Origin of the sequence: Cohnella sp. CFH 77786, from assembly GCF_019400745.1 — a bacterium.
Lineage (GTDB): Bacteria > Bacillota > Bacilli > Paenibacillales > Paenibacillaceae > Cohnella.
Map to the genome: position 1 here is coordinate 28,858 of NZ_WJIB01000016.1, position 19,362 is coordinate 48,219.

General features: G+C 60.5%; 12 protein-coding genes. 4 read left to right on the plus strand and 8 right to left on the minus strand.

What is annotated here, in order from left to right:
• Positions 1-19: 19 nt before the first annotated feature.
• The 3 genes from uvrA to uvrB all read right to left on the minus strand — a co-directional run bounded on the left by uvrA (position 20) and on the right by uvrB (position 9,921).
• A complete protein-coding gene (uvrA, locus tag GE107_RS20660) occupies positions 20-2,878 on the minus strand; it encodes an excinuclease ABC subunit UvrA (RefSeq protein WP_219642279.1) in 2,859 nt (952 codons plus the stop codon).
• Positions 2,879-3,410: 532 nt separating this feature from the next.
• Complete coding sequence (locus GE107_RS20665) at positions 3,411-7,883, minus strand: DEAD/DEAH box helicase (protein WP_219642281.1); 4,473 nt, start codon at positions 7,881-7,883, stop codon at positions 3,411-3,413.
• Between the two features lie 37 nt (positions 7,884-7,920).
• Positions 7,921-9,921 (minus strand): excinuclease ABC subunit UvrB, encoded by a 2,001-nt coding sequence (gene uvrB, locus GE107_RS20670; RefSeq protein WP_304517589.1) that lies wholly within the window; start codon positions 9,919-9,921, stop codon positions 7,921-7,923.
• Positions 9,922-10,190: 269 nt separating this feature from the next.
• Here uvrB and GE107_RS20675 point away from each other — a divergent pair, with 269 nt between their 5' ends.
• From GE107_RS20675 to GE107_RS20690, 4 genes are all read left to right on the plus strand, one after another.
• Positions 10,191-10,277 (plus strand): putative holin-like toxin, encoded by an 87-nt coding sequence (locus GE107_RS20675; protein WP_219642490.1) that lies wholly within the window; start codon positions 10,191-10,193, stop codon positions 10,275-10,277.
• Between the two features lie 185 nt (positions 10,278-10,462).
• Positions 10,463-10,810, plus strand: a complete 348-nt coding sequence (locus tag GE107_RS26760) for an SPFH domain-containing protein (RefSeq protein WP_255570713.1) — start codon at positions 10,463-10,465, stop codon at positions 10,808-10,810.
• A 523-nt stretch (positions 10,811-11,333) separates the two neighbouring features.
• On the plus strand, positions 11,334-11,606 hold the full coding sequence (locus tag GE107_RS20685) for an autorepressor SdpR family transcription factor (RefSeq protein WP_219642283.1): 273 nt from the start codon (positions 11,334-11,336) through the stop codon (positions 11,604-11,606).
• Positions 11,603-12,286 carry an SdpI family protein gene (locus tag GE107_RS20690; protein WP_219642285.1) on the plus strand — a complete coding sequence of 228 codons (684 nt, stop codon included), beginning with the start codon at positions 11,603-11,605 and terminating at the stop codon, positions 12,284-12,286. The genes GE107_RS20685 and GE107_RS20690 overlap by 4 nt, the downstream gene beginning before the upstream one ends.
• A 398-nt stretch (positions 12,287-12,684) precedes the next feature.
• Here the strand turns inward: GE107_RS20690 and GE107_RS20695 are convergent, their stop codons facing one another.
• From GE107_RS20695 to ftsE, 5 genes are all read right to left on the minus strand, one after another.
• Complete coding sequence (locus GE107_RS20695; RefSeq protein WP_219642287.1) at positions 12,685-14,157, minus strand: PDZ domain-containing protein; 1,473 nt, start codon at positions 14,155-14,157, stop codon at positions 12,685-12,687.
• Between the two features lie 49 nt (positions 14,158-14,206).
• Positions 14,207-15,727 (minus strand): S41 family peptidase, encoded by a 1,521-nt coding sequence (locus tag GE107_RS20700; protein WP_370636481.1) that lies wholly within the window; start codon positions 15,725-15,727, stop codon positions 14,207-14,209.
• A gap of 189 nt (positions 15,728-15,916) precedes the next feature.
• Positions 15,917-17,092 carry a murein hydrolase activator EnvC family protein gene (locus tag GE107_RS20705; RefSeq protein WP_370636482.1) on the minus strand — a complete coding sequence of 392 codons (1,176 nt, stop codon included), beginning with the start codon at positions 17,090-17,092 and terminating at the stop codon, positions 15,917-15,919.
• Positions 17,093-17,120: 28 nt separating this feature from the next.
• Positions 17,121-18,038, minus strand: a complete 918-nt coding sequence (ftsX, locus tag GE107_RS20710; RefSeq protein ID WP_219642290.1) for a permease-like cell division protein FtsX — start codon at positions 18,036-18,038, stop codon at positions 17,121-17,123.
• Positions 18,028-18,714 carry a cell division ATP-binding protein FtsE gene (ftsE, locus tag GE107_RS20715; RefSeq protein ID WP_219642292.1) on the minus strand — a complete coding sequence of 229 codons (687 nt, stop codon included), beginning with the start codon at positions 18,712-18,714 and terminating at the stop codon, positions 18,028-18,030. The genes ftsX and ftsE overlap by 11 nt, the downstream gene beginning before the upstream one ends.
• Positions 18,715-19,362: the final 648 nt, after the last annotated feature.

The following is a 19,362-nucleotide window of genomic DNA, read 5'->3' on the forward strand; positions in this document are numbered from 1 at the left end:
GGGGGTGATCGCCTTGCGCTTAGGCTTTGGCAAGGGCAGCCTCGGTACGGGCCCGATCGCGCTCCAGGATCGGAGCGAGATATTTGCCGGTATACGACTTCTCGTTCCGGATGACCTCTTCCGGAGTGCCGGTGGCCACGATCGTTCCGCCGCCGCTGCCGCCTTCGGGCCCCAGGTCGATCAGGTAGTCTGCCGTCTTGATGACATCGAGATTATGCTCGATGACCAATACGGTTTCCCCCGAATCGACCAGGCGGTGCAGCACTTGCAGCAGGCGGTCGATATCGTCCACGTGCAAGCCGGTCGTCGGTTCGTCGAGAATGTACAGCGTCTTGCCCGTGCTGCGGCGGTACAGCTCGGCTGCCAGCTTCACCCGCTGGGCTTCCCCGCCGGACAGCGTCGTGGCCGGCTGCCCGAGATTCATGTAGCCGAGGCCGACGTCCATCAGGGTCTGCAGCTTGCGGTGGATGCGCGGGATGTTGACGAAAAACTCCGTCGCGTCCTCGATCGTCATCTCCAGCACTTCGGCGATGCTCTTGCCCTTGTATTTCACTTCGAGCGTTTCGCGGTTGTACCGTTTGCCTTTGCAGACTTCGCAGGGGACATACACGTCCGGCAGGAAGTGCATCTCGATCTTGATGATGCCGTCGCCCTTGCACGCTTCGCAGCGTCCGCCCTTGACGTTGAAGCTGAAGCGGCCTTTCTTGTAGCCGCGTACTTTCGACTCATTGGTCATCTCGAAGACGCCGCGGATATCGTCGAACACGCCGGTGTAGGTCGCCGGATTGGAGCGAGGCGTCCGGCCGATCGGGGATTGGTCGATGTCGATGACCTTGTCCAGGTGCTCCAGGCCGAGAAACTCCTTGTATTCGCCGGGACGGACCTTCGCCTTGTTGAGGTCCCGCGCCAGCGTCTTGTAGAGAATCTCGTTCACGAGCGTCGACTTGCCGGATCCCGACACGCCCGTCACCGCGGTGAACACGCCGAGCGGGAACCTGGCGTTCAGGTTCTTCAGGTTGTTCTCCTTCGCGCCCTTCACTTCGAGCCATTTGCCGTTCGGCTTGCGGCGCTTCAGCGGAACGGGGATGAATTTGCGGCCGCTCAGGTAGGCGCCCGTCAAAGACTTCTCGTCCGCCATCACCTCCCGGGGCGTGCCCTGGGAGATGACCTGGCCGCCGTGGATGCCGGCGCCGGGACCGATGTCGATGATGTAATCGGCCGCCAGCATCGTATCTTCGTCGTGTTCGACTACGATCAGCGTGTTGCCGAGGTCGCGCATATGCTCGAGCGCCCGGATCAGCTTGTCGTTATCCCGCTGGTGAAGCCCGATACTCGGCTCATCGAGAATATACAGAACGCCCATCAAGCTGGAGCCGATCTGCGTCGCGAGCCGGATCCGCTGGGCTTCGCCGCCCGACAGCGTGCCGGCTGCCCGGGACAGCGTCAGATAGTTCAGCCCCACGTTGACCAAAAATCCCAGCCGGTTGTTGATTTCCTTGAGAATCAGGTTGGCGATCGCTATCTCCTTCTCGTTCAAAGAGAGGTTGACGAAAAATTGCTGGGCATCCCCGATGGACAGCGAAGTCACGTGCGCGATATTCTGCCCGCCGATCGTGACGGCCAGCGATTCCTTCTTCAGGCGATGACCCTTGCACTTCGCGCATGGCTGCGCGCTCATGTAGGCTTCGATGAACTCGCGGATCCCATCGGATCCCGTCTCGCGGTAGCGGCGTTCCAGGTTGTGCACGACGCCCTCGAACGGTACCTGCGCGTCCCGCGTGTGACCGAACTCGTTCTCGTAGCGGAAGCGGATTCGTTCTCCTCCGGTTCCGTACAGGATGATCTGCAGCTGCTTGTCGGTCAACTGCGCCACCGGGACGTCCGTCGGGATTCCGTAATGGGCGCAGACGGCCGCCAGAAACTGCGGATAGTAGTTGGACGTGCTGCCCGCCCATGCCTCGAATGCGCCGTCGTCGATGCTTTTGCTGCGGTCGGGCACCAGGAGCTCCGGGTCGATGACCATCTTCGCGCCGAGACCGTCGCAGTCCGGACACGCGCCGAAAGGCGAGTTGAAGGAAAACATCCGGGGCGCCAGCTCATCGATCGAGAAGCCGCAGATCGGACAGGCGAGCTTGGCGTTGAACAGCAGCTCTTCCTTGTCCATCACGTCCACGATGACCTGGCCGTCGGAGAGCTTCAGCGCCGTCTCGAGCGAGTCCGCCAGCCGCGCGGCGACGTCGTCCTTCACGACGATCCGGTCGACGACGACTTCGATGGAGTGCTTCTTGTTCTTCTCGAGCTCGATTTTCTCCGACAAGTCCCGGATCTCGCCATTGACGCGAACCCGCACGAAGCCCTGCTTCTGGACGTCCGCCAGCAGCTTCGCGTGCTCGCCCTTCCGGCCGGACACGACCGGGGCGAGAATCTGCAGCCGCGTCCGCTCCGGATACTCCATGATCCGGTCGACCATCTGCTCGACGGTCTGGGAGGCGATTTCGACGCCGTGGTCCGGGCAATGCGGCTTGCCGACGCGGGCGAACAGGAGCCGCAAATAATCGTAGATTTCCGTGACGGTCCCGACGGTCGAACGCGGGTTGCGGCTCGTCGTCTTCTGGTCGATCGAAATCGCCGGGGACAAGCCCTCGATCGAATCCACGTCGGGTTTGTCCATCTGGCCGAGGAACTGCCGCGCATAGGCGGACAGGGATTCCACGTACCGGCGCTGCCCTTCCGCGTAAATCGTATCGAAGGCGAGCGACGATTTGCCGGAGCCGGACAGACCGGTCAGCACGACGAATTTGTCCCGGGGGATGGTCACGTCGACATTCTTCAGGTTATGGGCGCGCGCGCCCTTGATGACGATTTGGTCGTTGGCCAACGAAGAAAGCCCCTTTCGCGACGAAACGGCGGGGCTTTCTGTTCGCCGGCCGCGGTCGCTCTTCCGAATAGGAATGTGTGTTCCCATTCATTATACAGAAACGAATCCCGGGTTGCAAACGATGATGCAATCTTTCGCAACCATTATTGAATTTTCACTTTATAGATAATAATGCTATTTTACTGAAATTTGTGGAGAGTTTCTCGCGCCTCGTTTTCCTATCGGCGGATATACCGATGTAAACGCCCCGTGAACACCTTTCTTAACCACATTGCCTATCTCTTTTATCGCATCTTGCCGGTTCTGCGTGGACCTCAATCCGTTGGATCAGTCCTTCAAATCTGTTTTGTCGCCATATACGCCACCTTATCGGCCGAAACACGAGCACGGTACCGTCCGGGCCGGAGAACTCCGCGGACGCTCCGTATTCGATATCGCCGAGCAGGCTCATCATCATAAGCAGGCCGAACTCTGCGGACCGAACGTAGGATAACGGCATAACACCTCCCGTTACCCGCCGGGGCGCAACATTTCACCTCAGTTGACTAGGCCACAGAACGAAGCGGTCCCGGTCCTTCTCGGCACCAAGCGAACGGAGCAGCCCGCCGCCGGGCGATACCGCGACGTCCTCGCCGTTCCACTTTTCCACCGTGATTTTGGATAAGCCTTGCCGCTTCAGCAGCAGGGAGAAGACGGTTTTCCAAATGCCGGCGGCCGGCTCCGGCTGATCCGGATCGGCGACTTCCGCATCCGGCATCGTGTAGATCCTTTTGCCGCCATTCTCGATCCAATACAGCCATCGGCCTCCGCGCAGCACCAAATAATTGCCCGGCTTCCGCGCGAAAGCGGCCCCGCCTGCGGCAGGCCAATCGGCCATTTGGCCGTACGGATTCGCCGGATCCACGGAGGCCAGCAGCGTTACGGCGGAAGGATCCGCCTCGGGGAGAGGCTTGCGGATCTCCTCCGCCAGCTCGCGCGTCGTGAATTGAAGCACGTGCAGATCGCGGATGAACATCCCTCTCGTGACCGCTCCCCACTCCTCCAGCTTTTTGAGCGCCGGGAGCAGGACGTCCCAATCGTAAGGACCCGTTCTGGCGGCCAGGTCCTTGGTCAGCACCCCGTAAGTTTGCAGCAAATGGTGGATCCAGCGGACGATGGGGGATTTTTCCGTCTTGCCGATACCGTCGGCCCCGGCCGGGGCGGCACTCCGATCCTGCAGCAACGATCCCGTCCAATACCAGCGTCCGAGTCCGGACCCGGCTTTGAGGAAGCCTTCCTTCCCCCGGACGCGGGCGGACTGCCGAAGCGGAGCGAACTGGTCGTTGGATACCCGGCCTTCCCATACCAGGTCCAGCAGGTCGGCCAGCACCTCCGACGGAAGGCGGCCCGATTCCTGGCTCAGCCGGGTCAGGAAGCTTGCCCCTCCGGTCCGCAGCCGCTCCAGCAGCTCCGGATGCCGCGTCTCCTCCCGGCCTTCTGCCGCCAGCCAAGGCTCGTACAGCGCCCGGTTCTCGGCCAGGAAGAAAGCGATTTTCCCTTCCTTGTCCTCCCCGTCCTTCCGGCCCAGCCAGATCACCTGCCCCGAGGCGCAGAGCAAATCCAGCGTTTCCCGCCGGTAATCCGGGATCCGCGAAGGGAAGATGATCGACTCCCAGTGAGACAAAGGCAGGAACATCCCCTGCAGCTTCTCGATCGCCGCCAGCAGCCCCGCTTCTCCGCGCCGCCCGCCGCCCCCTTCGTCCAGCACCCGCTGGCGGCGAAGCAAAACGCCCAGCAACCGGGACGGATCGACCGGCTCCGCGTTCTTCCGGGCTTTGCCGATGGAGAGCCGGATGAGACGCTCGGCGACTTTGCGGCTGGACCAGATGCGCTCGTCCGCATCCGCGGCGAACGGAGCCTGCTCGATCAACCCTTGGCCCAGAAGCGTATCGACGGCGGAGGCGGCGGATTCGGCGGTGAGCGAAGGATAGCGTTCGATCAGCTCCGCTTCCGTGAAGGAAATCCGGTTGTCCGCGAAACGGCCCGCGACGAAGGCGACGGATTCCGCGGATGCAGGGAAAGCTATGTAGATCTCCCGCTCGTCGGCGGCAATCCACCGAAGGAGCCCTTCTCCGGGGCCGAATCGGATATCGGCTACCCGCCGGCGAGCGATCAACTCGTGCAGCCATTCCCGAACCGCCGCGCCTGCAAGTCGGACCATCTCCTCTTCGGCGAGGTCGCCTCTCCGCTTCAGAAGCCGAAGCAGATCGTCCGCATGCCGGATCTCCGCTTCCGTGCCGTTCAACCGGCGCTCTTCTTCCTCCATGACGCCGGGGTCCACCGCCTGCAGCCCTTCCTCCGGGGCGAAAAGCGCGCCTGCGGCGGATTTGCCCAGCTGCAGCAGCTGCAGTTGAACGGACTCGTCGATCCCGTCGCCTTCGTACATTTTCATATTCACGTATTCGAACAGGAACTGCGCGGCCAGCGGGGACGGAAACTCCGTCTCGCGCACGGCGACCTCGATCCGGCCGTCCTCGATGCCCTCCAGAATCTCCTTCAGCCGCGGAAGATCCAGATACTCGTCCTTCGCCTCCCGCATCGCTTCCTGGAAGATCGGAAACCTCTCCGCGTAAGGGAGGGCGTTCTTCAGCAGCTCCGCGCCGCGAAGCCGTTTCTGCCACAGAGGAATGCGCGTGAAGCTGCGGGACAGCAGCAAGGAAGTCTCCGCGATCCGCCGGAAGGACACCGCCAGCAGCGGAGAACCCGTCAACGCTTCCGAAAGCAGCCTTTCGGCATTCGCTGACGTCACCTGCCAGATCGCATGCAGCCAGGAGACGTCCCACTCGGAAAACACGAGCTCGATCCCGTTATCCTTCGCGTTCCCGTAAATCCGGTACGGAACCATGCCTTCGAACTGACGCTCGATGGCGAGAAGCCAGGTCCGGTTGATTTTGCGGCCGAAGTGGTTATGGAGAATGACGTGCTTCTGGTTCGCCGCGTCCCGGTAATGTTCCACGACGATCCGGCGGTCCGTCGGGATGAGGCTCGACGTGATCTGGGAACGGAGATAACCGATCAGCTCCATAGCCGCAACGTCGTCCATGCCGTATTCGGTCATGAGCCAGTCCGCGGTTTCCCCGTCCGGCCGTTCGAGCCGTTCCTCCAGCTCTCTCTGGAACGCTCCGATTTTACGGCCCAGTTCGTAGGAGCGCGCCGGCGATTCGTTGCGCCAGAACGGAATTTCGCTGAACCGGTTGCCCGCCTCCGTCGCGTAAACCCGGTCGTGCCGGATTTCGCGGATCGTCCACGCCTGGGCCCCGAGCTGCACGACGTCCCCGACCCTGGACTCGTGGATGAACTCCTCGTCCAGCTCGCCGATCTGCGCCCGGCTTTCGGCGTGATGGACCGGATAGGCCGAGCTCTGGGGGATCGTGCCTGCGCCGGTAACGGCCGCCAGGGCGGTATTGGCGCGCCGGGTCAGCTTGCCGGACTCCCGGTCCCAATCTACCAGGGGGCGTAGGAACGGATAGAAGCCGGACAGCATCTCGAGCATCGTATCCAGACGTTCGCGGGGAAACGACCGATAGCTGTCGCTCCGCGCGATCAACCGGTGCAGCTCCGCTGCCGTCCGTTCCCGTTCCGCGACCATGGCCACCGTCTGTTGGGCGAGCACGTCGAGCGAGTCCCGCGGGACGACGATTTCCTCGATGTCCCGTTCCCGGATCATCCGGCTGAGCACGGCGATATCGGGGAGCGCGCCTTTGTTCCGGGCGACGATGGCGCCCCGGCTGATATCTCCGACCGAGTGCCCGGCCCGCCCCATGCGCTGGATCCCCGCCGCCGCTTCCGGAGGCGGATCGATCTGGATGACGAAATCTACGTGCCCGACGTCGATGCCAAGCTCCAGGGATGCGGTGGCGACGATGCAGCGAAGCTCGCCGGATTTGAGCATCCGTTCCACCTCGAGCCGCCACTCCCGCGACATGCTGCCATGATGCGCCCTGGCCATTTCGTAGCCGACGTGATCGTTCAGACGCAAGCAAAGCCGCTCGCATAAGCGGCGGCTGTTCACGTAAATGAGCACGGAGCGGCTGCCGTGGATAAGGGCCATGATCCGGTCCAGCAGCGGAAGCCAAACCGCCGCTTCCCGGGTTTGGAGCGGACGGTTCTGATCCGGAATGGAAGCGACGACGCGGTACCTTTTGACGATATCGCTCTCCACGATCCTCACAGGCCTAGGCCGGTAGCCCAGGGGATGGTCGAATGATTCTTCCGCGCACTCGCCGCCGGCGGGAACTCCCGCTGATAAGGCGGGAGCCGCGGATGCCTCCGGACCGGAGAGGGCAAGCGCTTCCTCCCAACCGCCAAGGAAGCGGGCGACCCGCTCCAGCGGCTTCTGCGTCGCGGAGACGCCGATCCGCTGCACGCCGCCCCTTCCCTCCCCGAGCCGCTCGAGGGACAGCGATAAATGCGAGCCCCGCTTGTCCGCGGCCAAATCGTGGATCTCGTCCACGATGACCTGGCGAACGGCCGCCAGCATCTCCCTGCCTTTCTCCGAGGTGAGGAGAATGTAGAGCGACTCCGGCGTCGTGACGAGCAGATCCGGCGGCCGGCGCAGCATGGCGGACCGCTCGGCGGGCTTCGTGTCGCCCGTCCGAACGGCGCTGCGGATGCCCGGCCAATCGCGGCCCGTTTCACGCGCCAACCGGTCGAGCCGGTCCACGAAGCCGTGCACGTGATGGTGGATATCGTTGTTAAGCGCCTTAAGCGGCGTGATATACAGAATGCGTACGCCCTTCTCCCCGCGCCCTTCCGAAGCGGCCTTCTCCTCGAGCAGCCGGTTCAGGCAGGGGAGCAATGCGGCAAGCGTCTTGCCCGATCCGGTGGGCGCCGCGATCAATGTATGGCTGCCCGAGGCGATCGCATCCCAGGACCGACGCTGTACGTCCGTGGGCTCGCCGAACGTCCCGGCGAACCACTCGGCAAGCACGGGGTGCATGCCGGCGAACGGCGCCCCTTCCCGCATCCGAATCCGCTCCTTCCCTCCAGCCGGAGGTTCTTGATCACATGCTGGCCTTCAGCTCGAGCAACGCGTCCCGAAGCTCCGCCGCCCTCTCGAACTGCAGGTTTTTGGCCGCGTCCTTCATCTCGTGCTCCAGCCGTTCGATCATGGACTGCCGTTCTTTTTTCGACAGCTTCTGAAGATTCTCCGCGCCGGTCAAATAGCCGGCTTTCTGCTCCGCGACCTTGGTCGCTTCGATGACGTCCCGGACTTTCTTCTGGATCGTCTGCGGCGTAATGCCGTGCTTCTCGTTGTAGGCGATCTGGATCGCGCGCCGCCGTTCCGTCTCGGCGATCGCCTTCTCCATCGACTCCGTCCGGTTGTCCCCGTACATGATCACATGGCCGTCCGCATTCCGCGCCGCCCGGCCGATCGTCTGGATGAGCGAACGTTCCGAACGCAGGAAGCCTTCCTTGTCGGCGTCCAGAATCGCGACCAGCGACACTTCGGGCAAGTCGAGGCCTTCCCGCAGCAGGTTGATCCCGACCAGCACGTCGAACGTGCCGAGCCGCAGGTCGCGGAGAATCGCCATCCGCTCGAGCGTCTTCACGTCCGAATGCAGGTACTGGACCTTGATGCCGACGTCCTTCAAATAATCCGTCAGGTCTTCGGCCATCTTCTTCGTCAGCGTCGTCACGAGCACGCGCTCGTCCTTGGCGATCCGCTGCCGGATTTCGCCGAGCAGGTCGTCGATCTGTCCCTTCGTCGGGCGCACCTCGATGACGGGATCGAGCAGCCCCGTGGGCCGGATGATCTGCTGCACCATCTCCGGGCAATGCTCCAGCTCGTACGGTCCCGGCGTTGCGGAAACGTAGACGAGCTGCTTCGCCTTCTGCTCGAATTCCTCGAATTTCAGCGGCCGGTTGTCGAGCGCGGACGGCAGGCGGAACCCGTGCTCGACCAGCACTTCCTTGCGCGCGCGGTCGCCGTTGTACATCGCCCGGATTTGCGGCAGCGTCACGTGGGACTCGTCGATGACGACGAGGAAATCGTCGGGGAAAAAGTCGAACAGCGTATAAGGCGTCGCTCCCCGCTCCCGGAACGTAAGCGGGCCGGAGTAGTTCTCGATGCCGGAGCAGAAGCCCATCTCGGCCATCATCTCCAGGTCGTAGCGGGTGCGCTGCTCCAGCCGCTGCGCTTCCAGCAGCTTGCCCGCCCCGCGCAGCTCGGCCAACCGTTCCTCCAGCTCCCTTTCGATGTCCACGATCGCGCGTTTCATTTTCTCGTCCGCCGTCACGAAGTGGGATGCCGGGAAAATGGACACGTGATCGCGTTCTCCCACGATTTCGCCCGTCAGCACGTCGATTTCGGTAATCCGCTCGATTTCGTCGCCGAACAGCTCGACGCGGATCGCCTGTTCCCCATGCGACGCCGGGAAAATCTCGACGACGTCGCCCCGCACCCGGAACGTGCCGCGCGTGAAGTTCAAGTCGTTGCGCTGGTATTGGATATCGACCAGCTTGTGCAGGATCGCGTTGCGCGGCTTCTCCATGCCGACCCGCAGGCTGAGCCTGAGATCGCGGTACTCTTCCGGCGAACCGAGGCCGTAGATGCAGGACACGCTGGCCACGATGATGACGTCGCGCCGTTCGAACAGCGAGGACGTCGCGCTGTGGCGCAGCTTGTCGATCTCTTCGTTGATGCTCGAATCCTTCTCGATATAGGTGTCGGACGACGGAATGTACGCCTCCGGCTGATAGTAATCGTAGTAGCTGACGAAATAAGTGACCGCGTTTTCCGGGAAAAACTCCTGGAACTCGCTGCACAATTGCGCAGCCAGCGTCTTGTTGTGCGCGATGACCAGCGTCGGCTTGTTCACCTGCGCGATCGTCTGCGCGATCGTGAACGTCTTGCCCGTGCCGGTGGCGCCGAGCAGCGTCTGATGGCGCTTGCCGGCCCGGATGCCTTCGGAGAGCTCCCGGATCGCTTCGGGTTGGTCGCCCTGCGGCCTGTATTCGGAGATGAGCTTGAATTTCTTGTCCAGCAATTCCGCGTTCGCCATAGACGGCAAAACCTCCATTTCAAGCATAAGCTTGCTCTTTTCCAATACGTCCGATTTCGCTGTACCATTCCATCTCAAATCTGATGCCGATCGCGAATGTGTGTTCCCATTTATTATATCTTTTCCATATCGAAGCGTCAAAATAACGGACGGATCTAAGAACCACGTAAAAAAGAATGACCATCTATCAGACGGTCATCTTGGTTTGCTATAAATGGTAGAGCAACCAACTTGTGGTGACGGCTCCCTCCGGAAAGGAGGCGATTCCTATGGATACTTTCCAGTCGATCATGGTTCTGATTGCTTTCGGAAGCTTTCTGATTGCACTCTTAACTTACATCGAGAAACGAAAGTAACCCGCCACAGGTTGCAGGCCTGACGGGTTACTTCTTCTAGCGCATCAACTGGAGGGAGTTCCACCCAAGCTTGTTGCGTGAGATGGTGTTGGCCGCACCATCTTGCTTTTATGATCTTATTGTATACCGTATCTTGTGGATACGCAATATCGTCTGCCTCTCACCAGGAGGGCCGGAGGTTGAATATGGGACTTTTTTCGTTTATCAAAGGTCAGTTCATCGAGGTCATCGAATGGCTGGACGACACGGGCGTGCTCGTGCACCGGTTCCCGGCGTACGACAACGCGATCGAAATGGGAGCCCAGCTGACCGTGCGCGAATCGCAGGCCGCCATCTTCCTGAACGAAGGCAAGATCGCGGACGTGTTCGGCCCGGGCCCCGGAGCGATGGGCCTTGCCCTGACCGGCCTCGCCATCGAGAACTTGTCGCTGCCGGAGGAAGTCGAGCGGATGATCGACATACGGAAACGGAGCGTTACACCGTTTGGCATTGGACGAACGGCGATTACGAACGCGGTTTCGACGATATTTTGATCCCGGCCTCCGCCATTACGACGCCGACTTGCTGGAGAAGTTGGTTTGGAACGCAAGCTATTCTTACAGAAACAAGCCTTACCGCTACATGGTCAACGGGCAGACCGGCACCGTATCCGGCCGAGTCCCGCGCAGCGCGGTCAAGATCGCCTTGTTTACGATCGGCTGCCTAGCGGTTGCGGGGATGGCGTTCTACTTATGGAGTCGATATTCAGCTACATGAAATATGGTTCATCAACAAACCGCCCGCTTTGGGCGGTTTGTTGCCTTTGGCACCGCGCCGCTCACCCGCAATTCCGCGAAATAGTGTCTCTGCGTCATGATTTCGCTCCGCTCACCGGCAACTCCACGAAATAGTGTCCCTGCGTCATGATTTCGCTCCGCTCGCCCGGTAATCCGCCGAAATAACGTCCCTGCGCCATCCTTTCTCCCGCCTCCCTCAAGCCCCATTGACAACTTTTAGATATTTAGAATATTATCTAAATATCTAATCCAATGCATCGACGAAGGAGGGATATCCCCGGTGAACGAAACGTTCAAAGCGTTGTCGGATCCGACCCGCAGAAAAATCATCCAATTGCTCAAGGAACGCGACCTCACCGCGGGGGAAATCGCCGACCACTTCTCCATTTCCAAGCCGAGCATCTCCCATCATCTGAACATCCTGAAGCAAGCCGGACTCGTGCAAGACGAACGCCAAGGCCAAAACATCGTGTACACCCTCAATCTCACCGTGATCCAGGAAGCCATGGGGTGGTTTCTCGACATGATCGCCAACAAGGAGGAAGAAAAATGAACGCAACCGTAAGTATGGAGCATAAGAACCGGCGGATCCTGAACGAGCTTATCCTGTTTGCTTTCAATGCGGCCGTTTGGCTTGCATTATATTTGATCTTCAACGATCGGTTGCCCGGCACCATCGCATCGCACTATAATCTGCAGGGCGAGGCGAACGGTTGGATGTCCAAAACGGGATTCTGGTGGATGGCGGCCGGCCTGACGGTCATCCTCCCCTCCGTATTTCATTTTCTGCGCTTGGCAGATAAGCGTAATGCGAACAATCCGGCTTTCGGGCTTGTGTTCGAGCTGTTCCGCTGGGGGCTGGCGCTGTTTCTCCACGGGGTCATGCTCAGCTTGATTTTGGACAACATCGGCCGCTCCATTCCGATGAACAATGTCATTCTCGGGGGATTCGGATTGTTCTGGGCGATCATCGGAAACCGAATGGGCCAAGTTCGCAGCAACCCTTTTCTCGGCTTCCGCACGCCGTGGACGTTGTCCGACGAGAACAACTGGAAACGGACGCACCGGTTCGGCGCCCGGCTCATGTTCGCGACCGGCCTGGCGATGTTCGCCGCAGCGTGGTTCGTTTCCCAGCCCCTGGCGATTATCCTTCTCGTCGTCGGAGTGACGGGCAGCTCGATCATTTCCTCGTACTACTCCTATGTCTTCTACGCTCGGAGCAGAAAAGGATAACTCCGATTGATGCCGAGAGCACCGTGGGCGAAACCGCGTGCTTCAAGCCCGCCGCCCAACTGATTTCGCTTGCGCCCGAAAGACCCGACACAGCCGGTAACGGTTCGTTCTCATTCTCTCTATCTCCTTCTCCCCTGGTTTTGCGCAAGAATAGCGGGAAATAAAAGAAGCCCGGAAGATTCGGCCGGAGAAGGACCTTCACTGCGGCGTCGCCGCCGCATCAAGCCATTCTCCAATAAATCTCCCGGGCTTTTATCCCTCCGTATACGCCGGTTCGCGACAGACGCGCGAAGTCCGGCGCTTTCCCTATCGGACCGAACGGCCGACCGCACCGGCGGGCGTAGAGCCCTAGGGAAAACTTCACATAGTCCGATCAACGCCGGATTGTCAATCTGGCCTCACCGCTTCGTTCTTCGAGGCGGCAATCCCGGATCCGTCGGCGGTGCGGCCGCCTCCGCGGCCGCATGCGCTTCAGGCCCGACGGCCGAATCTCCTCCTGTGGCGCCGCCAGCTTCACCTGATCCTGCTCCCGAGCCTGTTCCGGCGTCCCCGTTCCCGGCCGCTTGCTCGAGCCCCGCGGCTTCGGCTTCCGACCGGGCGATCGCCGCCCCGCGCCTGCGGCGCGCGCCCGCATCCCGCAGACCTTGCCATATCGAGGCGGAGCGCGGAGCGGCGACGAAATCCGCCGATTCATCCGGCGCGAGCACCAACCCCAGCTGGTGATGTTCGCCGGCATACCGGGCGCGCTGCAGGAACTTCACGTGGCCCTCGCGGTTCAGGACCTCCATCCTGCAGAAAGCCGACTGCCGCTGCAGCGCCGCGTGCAAATCTTCCTTGGTCCGCGTCGCGGCCCCGTTCACCTTGCGGATGGTTTCACCCGCCAGCAGCCCCATTTCCGCCGCAGGCGTCCCCGGAAGCACCGCCAGGATGCGGACCCCCGTGCCGTCCTGAGCGTACGCGGGGTTGCGTCCCGCCTCGCGGAAACGGCTAAGCCACACGAGCGCTTCGTGCAATGCGAACGCGGCAATCGAGGCAACGACCGCGAGCGGCTTCCAGTAAGCGGCCCCCGCCGCCAATGCGGCGAGGACGATACCGTACAGCATCAAATCGTTGCCGGATGTCCTTGCCTTGCGCTCCGGCCAGAACGATACGGTCCGGTCGCTGAAACCGATGACGACGGGAAACGCGAGAAACGTCCAGACGGCGGCATCCCCGAAGATCGGCATCCAAGGGAGCTGGAAGCCATTCGTTCCGCCCGCGGGAACGAGCCAGATCAGCGGAATCGGCCAAGCGCCGGACAGGGCGAACGCGCCGATCGGCTTGCCCCGTTTGCCCTCCAGGAACAAGGGAATGGCTGTTTTGGCGCCTTGCATGCGGACAAGCAGCCCTTCCGCGACATGCAGCAGCCCCGCCAAGAACAGAAGTCCCGGCACGTCGATCCCGTTCACGGCGTGCAGGACGTGCAGCCAAACTTCGCCGGCGTCGTTCCCTTCCGGTACGGTCCATCCCAATACGGCTTGCAGCAGCCCCAACGCTCCGGCCGCATAGGCCAAACAAACGTAACGGAGCCGAAACAGCGAGAGCGCGGCCATCGCCGCCCAGACGCAAAGCAGGGTTTCCGGCGAAAGCTTCGCGCCTGCGCCCAGACTCGCGGCAGACAACGCGGCGCCCGCAAGCGCACCCGCAGCCACGCGGATCAGAAGGAGATACAAAGTGCCGTACAGCCGCACATGGAACAGCTTTCGCTGCAGCTTGACCCCTTGGCTGGCATGCCACCAGACGAGCAGCAACGCGATATAGAAATAAGGCGTCGCAAACAGGCCGATCGCCGCCTGTCCGGCCTCGAACAATCCGTTCCGCAGGGCATCCATTTTCGGACCCTCCCCCTTTACCCAAAGAAAAAAGGAGCTGACGCAAGCGTCAACCTCCTATAGATTCGACAGCGGGAGAAGAAATCCTCCCCGCTGCAGAAGCGATGCCGGCCATTTCCCTCGCCTTGCCCAGGGCGGCCTGAAGCTGTTTATCGTTCTCCGGCTTCTGCAGCTGGTCGTAAAGCGACTCCTCGAGCCGGTCCGCGGTGCGCGCATCCGTTTGCCCGGAAACGGGCAGGCCCTCCCGCCGCTGAAATTCCTTCAGCGACCGCTCTGTCGCTTCGCTGAAATAACCGTCTTCCCGGTCGGCTGGGAACCCGACTCCTTCCAGGATTTGCTGGAGGTTTTTCACGTCCTCTCCCGTATCGTCCCGCTTCAGCGCGTGGTCCCGCGGGAGCCGGAAAGCCAGCCAATACGCCGGTTGGGACACTTTCAGATCCGGCTCGATGCCCTTGTGATGGATCCAAGTCCCATCCGGCAAGAGCCACTTGGATACGGTCAGCTTCAGCAGGCTTCCGTCGCCCAAATCGTCGCCATAGCTGATCTGGACGGTTCCTTTGCCGAAGGTCGTTTCCCCGACCAGCTTGGCCCCCGCCGATTGTCGGAGCGCGCCGGCCAGGATTTCGGCGGAGCTTGCGCTCGCTTTGTTCGTCAGGACGACGATCGGGTAGGCCTTGTCCGAATCCTCGGTCCCTTCGGAAACCTCCTGCACGCGCCGCCCGTCATTGTATTCGTATTGCACGATGACTTTGCCGCGCGGAACGAGCCGGTCCGCGATTTTCCGCACGGAATCCGTCATCCCTCCCGGATTGTTCCGCACGTCGATCACAAGCGCCTTCAGCCCCCGCTCTTCCATCGATTTCAGCTCGTCTTCGACCTGGGCGGGCGTATTCAACGAAAATTGGCTGATCGTCAGCCGGCCGATTCCATCCGGCGAGAGTTCGGCCTTCACCGTCTCCAAGGGGATCCGATCCCGGACCAGCTCCAGCTCGATCGGCTCCTTGGCCCCCGGCCGCAGCACCTTCAGCTTCGCTTTGGTGCCTTTGGGTCCGCGGATTTTGGCCGCCGCATCGCTCAAGGACAACCCTTGCAGGCTTTCGCCGTTCACCATGAGCAGGATATCGCGCGGCTGCAGTCCGGCCCTGTCCGCGGGCGAACCTTTGAGGGGGGACTCGACGACGATGACCCCGTTTTCCTTTTTCAAATCGGCTCCGATGCCCGTGAACTCCCCATGCGTCGTATCCGTGAACTTCTCCGCTTCCTCGCTGGACAGATAGACCGAATAAGGATCGCCGAGCGATTCCACCATCCCCTGCAGCGCCCCGTCGATCAACGCCTTCCGGTCGGCCGGCAGCATATAGTGCTCCCCGATCAAGTCCAGCGCCTTGTTCAGCTTATCCAGTTCCCCTTGCCGCAGTCCTTCGGGAGATTCCGATCCCTTGACGGACATCACGGGCAGCTCCGGCTCCGGCATCAACCCCCCGGCCTGGATCGCGCCCCATGTCGCCGCTCCCCCGGCAATGGCCGCAAGCACCATCAGCGCCGCTACGGTTCGCCCCCGCACCCACACGACCGTCCACTTCCTTTAATCCAGCATCTCAAAAGAGAATCATGAAACTTCTACCTAGAGTATGACGCCACATCCGGCCTTATCCTATTTTATCATAACGGGACGCCAAAAGACGGCCGCCTTCGGCTGCCGCCGCGCGCTCCCAGGCGTTGACGCGGTGGAGCCGGACGCGGCCGTCCGATCCGTCCTTTATTTGAGATAAGGCGCCGGATTCACCGGCTCGGAATTTTTGCGGACTTCGAAGTGCAGATGGGGTCCGGTCGAAGCTCCGGTCGATCCGACTTCCGCGATTTTTTCGCCGCGTTTGACGGTCTCACCTTTCTTCACGAGGATGCCGCCGTTTCGGATGTGACCGTACACCGTCATAAGCCCGCCGCCGTGGTCGATGATCACGCAGTTGCCATAACTGCTCCACCACTGGGCGACGATCACGACGCCCGATTCGGCCGCGTAGATCGGCGTCCCTTGCGGGACGGCCATGTCGATGCCCGTGTGAAGCTTCCTCGTGTGAGTGATCGGATGAATCCGGTAGCCGAACGGGGAGGTGATCGTATAGCTCCGCTTGAGCGGCAGGCCCAATTTGCCGCCCTTGTAATAGTTCTTGATCCGGTTTTGCTCGGCCAGCAGCTTGGACATTTTCTTCGCGTACTCCATGAGCTCCCGCTCGGCTTCCTCGCTGATTTCCTCCGAGTCCTGGATCTGCTGGCTGAGCTTGGCTACCATCTCTTCCTTGGCGCTTTCCTTGTTCTCGAGGTCCTCTTTCTCCTCCGCTTCCTGCTCGTAGAGCGATTTCAGATCCGCCAGCTCTTGGTCCACTTGGGCTTTCTTCTCTTCGATCAAAGCCCTGGCCGCTTTATGGTCTTCGAGCAGATCATGCGTCTGCGTAGAAATCGATTGGAAGGCGTCGAAGCGGCTGATGAAATCGGAGAAGCTGGTCGCGCTGAGCAGCACGTCCATGTAGGAGACGGTTCCGTTCGTGTACATCAGCCGGACGCGCGAGTCCAGTTGGTCGCTGGTGGATTCCTCCCGCTTGATGGCGGTCTCCAGTTCTTCGCCGGTTTTCTGAAGCTTATCCTGCGTTTCTTCGATCTTGTTCTGGGTGGCGGCCAGCTTCGTGCCCGCTTCGTCGATCTGCTTCATGAGCGCGTTGATTTCTTCTTTGGTCGCTTCCTTCTTGCTCGTCAGCGTTCTGATGCTGCTTTCCGCCTGCTTTTTCTGCTGGGCTTTGCGGTTCATTTCGCTTTGCAGCTCTTTGATCTGCTTGTTGATTTTGTCCAACTGCGAGGCGGCTTGTCCCTGGTAAGGCGACATGAGCATAGCGGCGGCAATGACGACCGCCAGCGTCAGGGCGATTTTCCGTTTCACGGGAGTCCTCCTTCTCTTCGACCGAAAATCATACTTTCAAATATTTGCGAACCGAGAGCGTGCTTCCCCAGATGCCTAACAATAACCCCATGGCGACGATGGCGCCGGTCACGATCCAGCCTACGTCCTTCAGGGAGGCGAGCTCGATCATGTACAAACCGATATCCTGCTGCGCCGTCGTGATGAGCTGGGAATATCCGTAGAGGAGGATGGCCGTGGTGACGGCCGAGCCCAGCATTCCGATCAGCACTCCCTCGACGAAGAAAGGCCACCGGATAAAGTTGTTCGTCGCGCCGACCATCTTCATGATGGCGATTTCTCGCCGTCTGGCCATGATCGTCATTTTGATCGTCGTGGAGATGAGGAACATCGCCATTACCGCCAGTCCCGCGACGATGACGAAGCCGATGTTGCGCACCGCGTTGGTGATCCGGAACAGCTTCTCCACGGTTCCCGCTCCGTATTTGACGGCCGTGATCGGCTTGTCCGGGTCGGTCTCGTTGATTGCCTGGATTTTCTTCGCGGCGAAAGCGACCGTCTGCGGCTCGTACACTTCGATCTCGAAAGCGTCCGGCAGCGGGTTCGTCTCGTCGGTATAGCCTTCGAGCGCCACCCGGCTCTCCTCGTCCATGCTGTCTCGGAGCCGTTTTAACCCTTCCGCTTTGGAAACGAACGTCACGCTTTTGAGTTCCGGAATCCTGCGGATCGTTCGGCTGATCTCTTCGATTTTGGGCCGGTCAAGGTCCAGCTTCAGGTAAACCCGGATTTGCACCTGGTTGTCGAGCTGGTCGGCCAGTTTGTTCACGTTTAACGCGAGCAGCATGAAGACGCCTAAAATGAACAGCGAAACGGTGATGGAGCTGACCGAGGCGAAGGTCATCCAACCGTTGCGAGCCACGTTCTTGCCGCCCTCGCGCAAATGGCGAACGAGGGTGCTAAATCTCATAGCCGTATTCCCCTCTCTGCTGGTCGCGGACGATGCTGCCCCGCTCGATGGCGATGACGCGCTTGCGCATCGTGTTCACGATTTCTTTGTTGTGGGTGGCCATGACAATCGTGGTACCCCGGAAATTGATCTCTTCCAGAAGCTTCATGATGCCCCAGGACGTCTCGGGGTCCAAGTTGCCCGTCGGCTCGTCGGCCACGATGACCGCCGGGCTGTTGACGATCGCGCGCGCGATGGCGACGCGCTGCTGCTCGCCGCCGGACAGCTGGGCGGGCAGGCTGTTCGCCTTGTGCTTGAGGCCGACCAGCTCGAGCACTTCCATCGTGCGGCGCTTGATCTGACGCCGAGGCGCTTCGATGACCTCCATGGCGAAAGCGACGTTCTCATAGGCCGACAGCTTCGGGAGCAGCCGGTAGTCCTGGAAAATCACGCCGATATTGCGCCGCACGTAAGGGATTTTGCGTTGCTTGAGCTTGCCGATATTAAAACCGTTCACGGAAATTTGACCCTTGCTGGGCACTTCTTCGCGGTATATAAGTTTCATGAACGTCGATTTGCCCGCTCCGGACGGACCGACGACATAGACGAATTCGTTCCGGTCGATAATCACGTTGATTCCCTGCAGGGCGACCGTTCCGTCGGGGTAGGTCTTCCATATGTCTTGCATTTCGATCACGATATCACTTCCTGTTAGGATTCGGACTTTAGATACTTCGACATCATGCCAGGAAATCCTCTCAATGTCGACGATTCGTGCACGAAACCCGTCGCGCTTGCTCGCGTGAAACCGTTCAGCCGCAACGGTTTCGGCAATTGGTTAAAAAATTCTCATGTAATCGATAGGAATTCGACAACGCATGATAGGAATTCGAGAACGACATGAAAGTGAATTCGACAACGACGAAAGGAATTCGGGAACGACATGAAAGTGAATTCGACAACGATTAGAAGGAGGAATTGTCGATCGATCCAAACATCCGTGAGCATTGCGGTGAGTAATCGCCCGATGGGAGGAACTCATATCCTCGTGAACCGACCGAAGCAGAAAGCCCGCCCCCGTTATTCGTTGGGGACGGGCTATGGCTGCTTTCTCCGATGCCTCGCGGACACTCAATATGGTCCTTAACCGCACGACCCCCGCTTGCATCAAACTATCCCCGTTATCGCTCTAGACCCGCTTGCATCAAACTAAGTACCGTTATCGCTCTAGCTCCGCTTGAAACAAACTATGCTCCATTATCGCTCTAGCCCCGCTTGCATCGGGTAAGAGCAAATATGCAATTAGTAAGTCCCCATATGCCCGTTTTTGAGGGTACGAAATGCA

Coding starts and splice junctions, on each gene's coding strand:
- GE107_RS26760 (WP_255570713.1), top strand. CDS start 10,463: ATGGGACTTTTTTCGTTTATCAAAGGTCAGTTCATCGAGGTCATCGAA.
- ftsX (WP_219642290.1), bottom strand. CDS start 18,038: ATGAGATTTAGCACCCTCGTTCGCCATTTGCGCGAGGGCGGCAAGAAC.
- uvrB (WP_304517589.1), bottom strand. CDS start 9,921: ATGGCGAACGCGGAATTGCTGGACAAGAAATTCAAGCTCATCTCCGAA.
- GE107_RS20695 (WP_219642287.1), bottom strand. CDS start 14,157: ATGGATGCCCTGCGGAACGGATTGTTCGAGGCCGGACAGGCGGCGATC.
- GE107_RS20675 (WP_219642490.1), top strand. CDS start 10,191: ATGGATACTTTCCAGTCGATCATGGTTCTGATTGCTTTCGGAAGCTTT.
- GE107_RS20665 (WP_219642281.1), bottom strand. CDS start 7,883: ATGCGGGAAGGGGCGCCGTTCGCCGGCATGCACCCCGTGCTTGCCGAG.
- GE107_RS20690 (WP_219642285.1), top strand. CDS start 11,603: ATGAACGCAACCGTAAGTATGGAGCATAAGAACCGGCGGATCCTGAAC.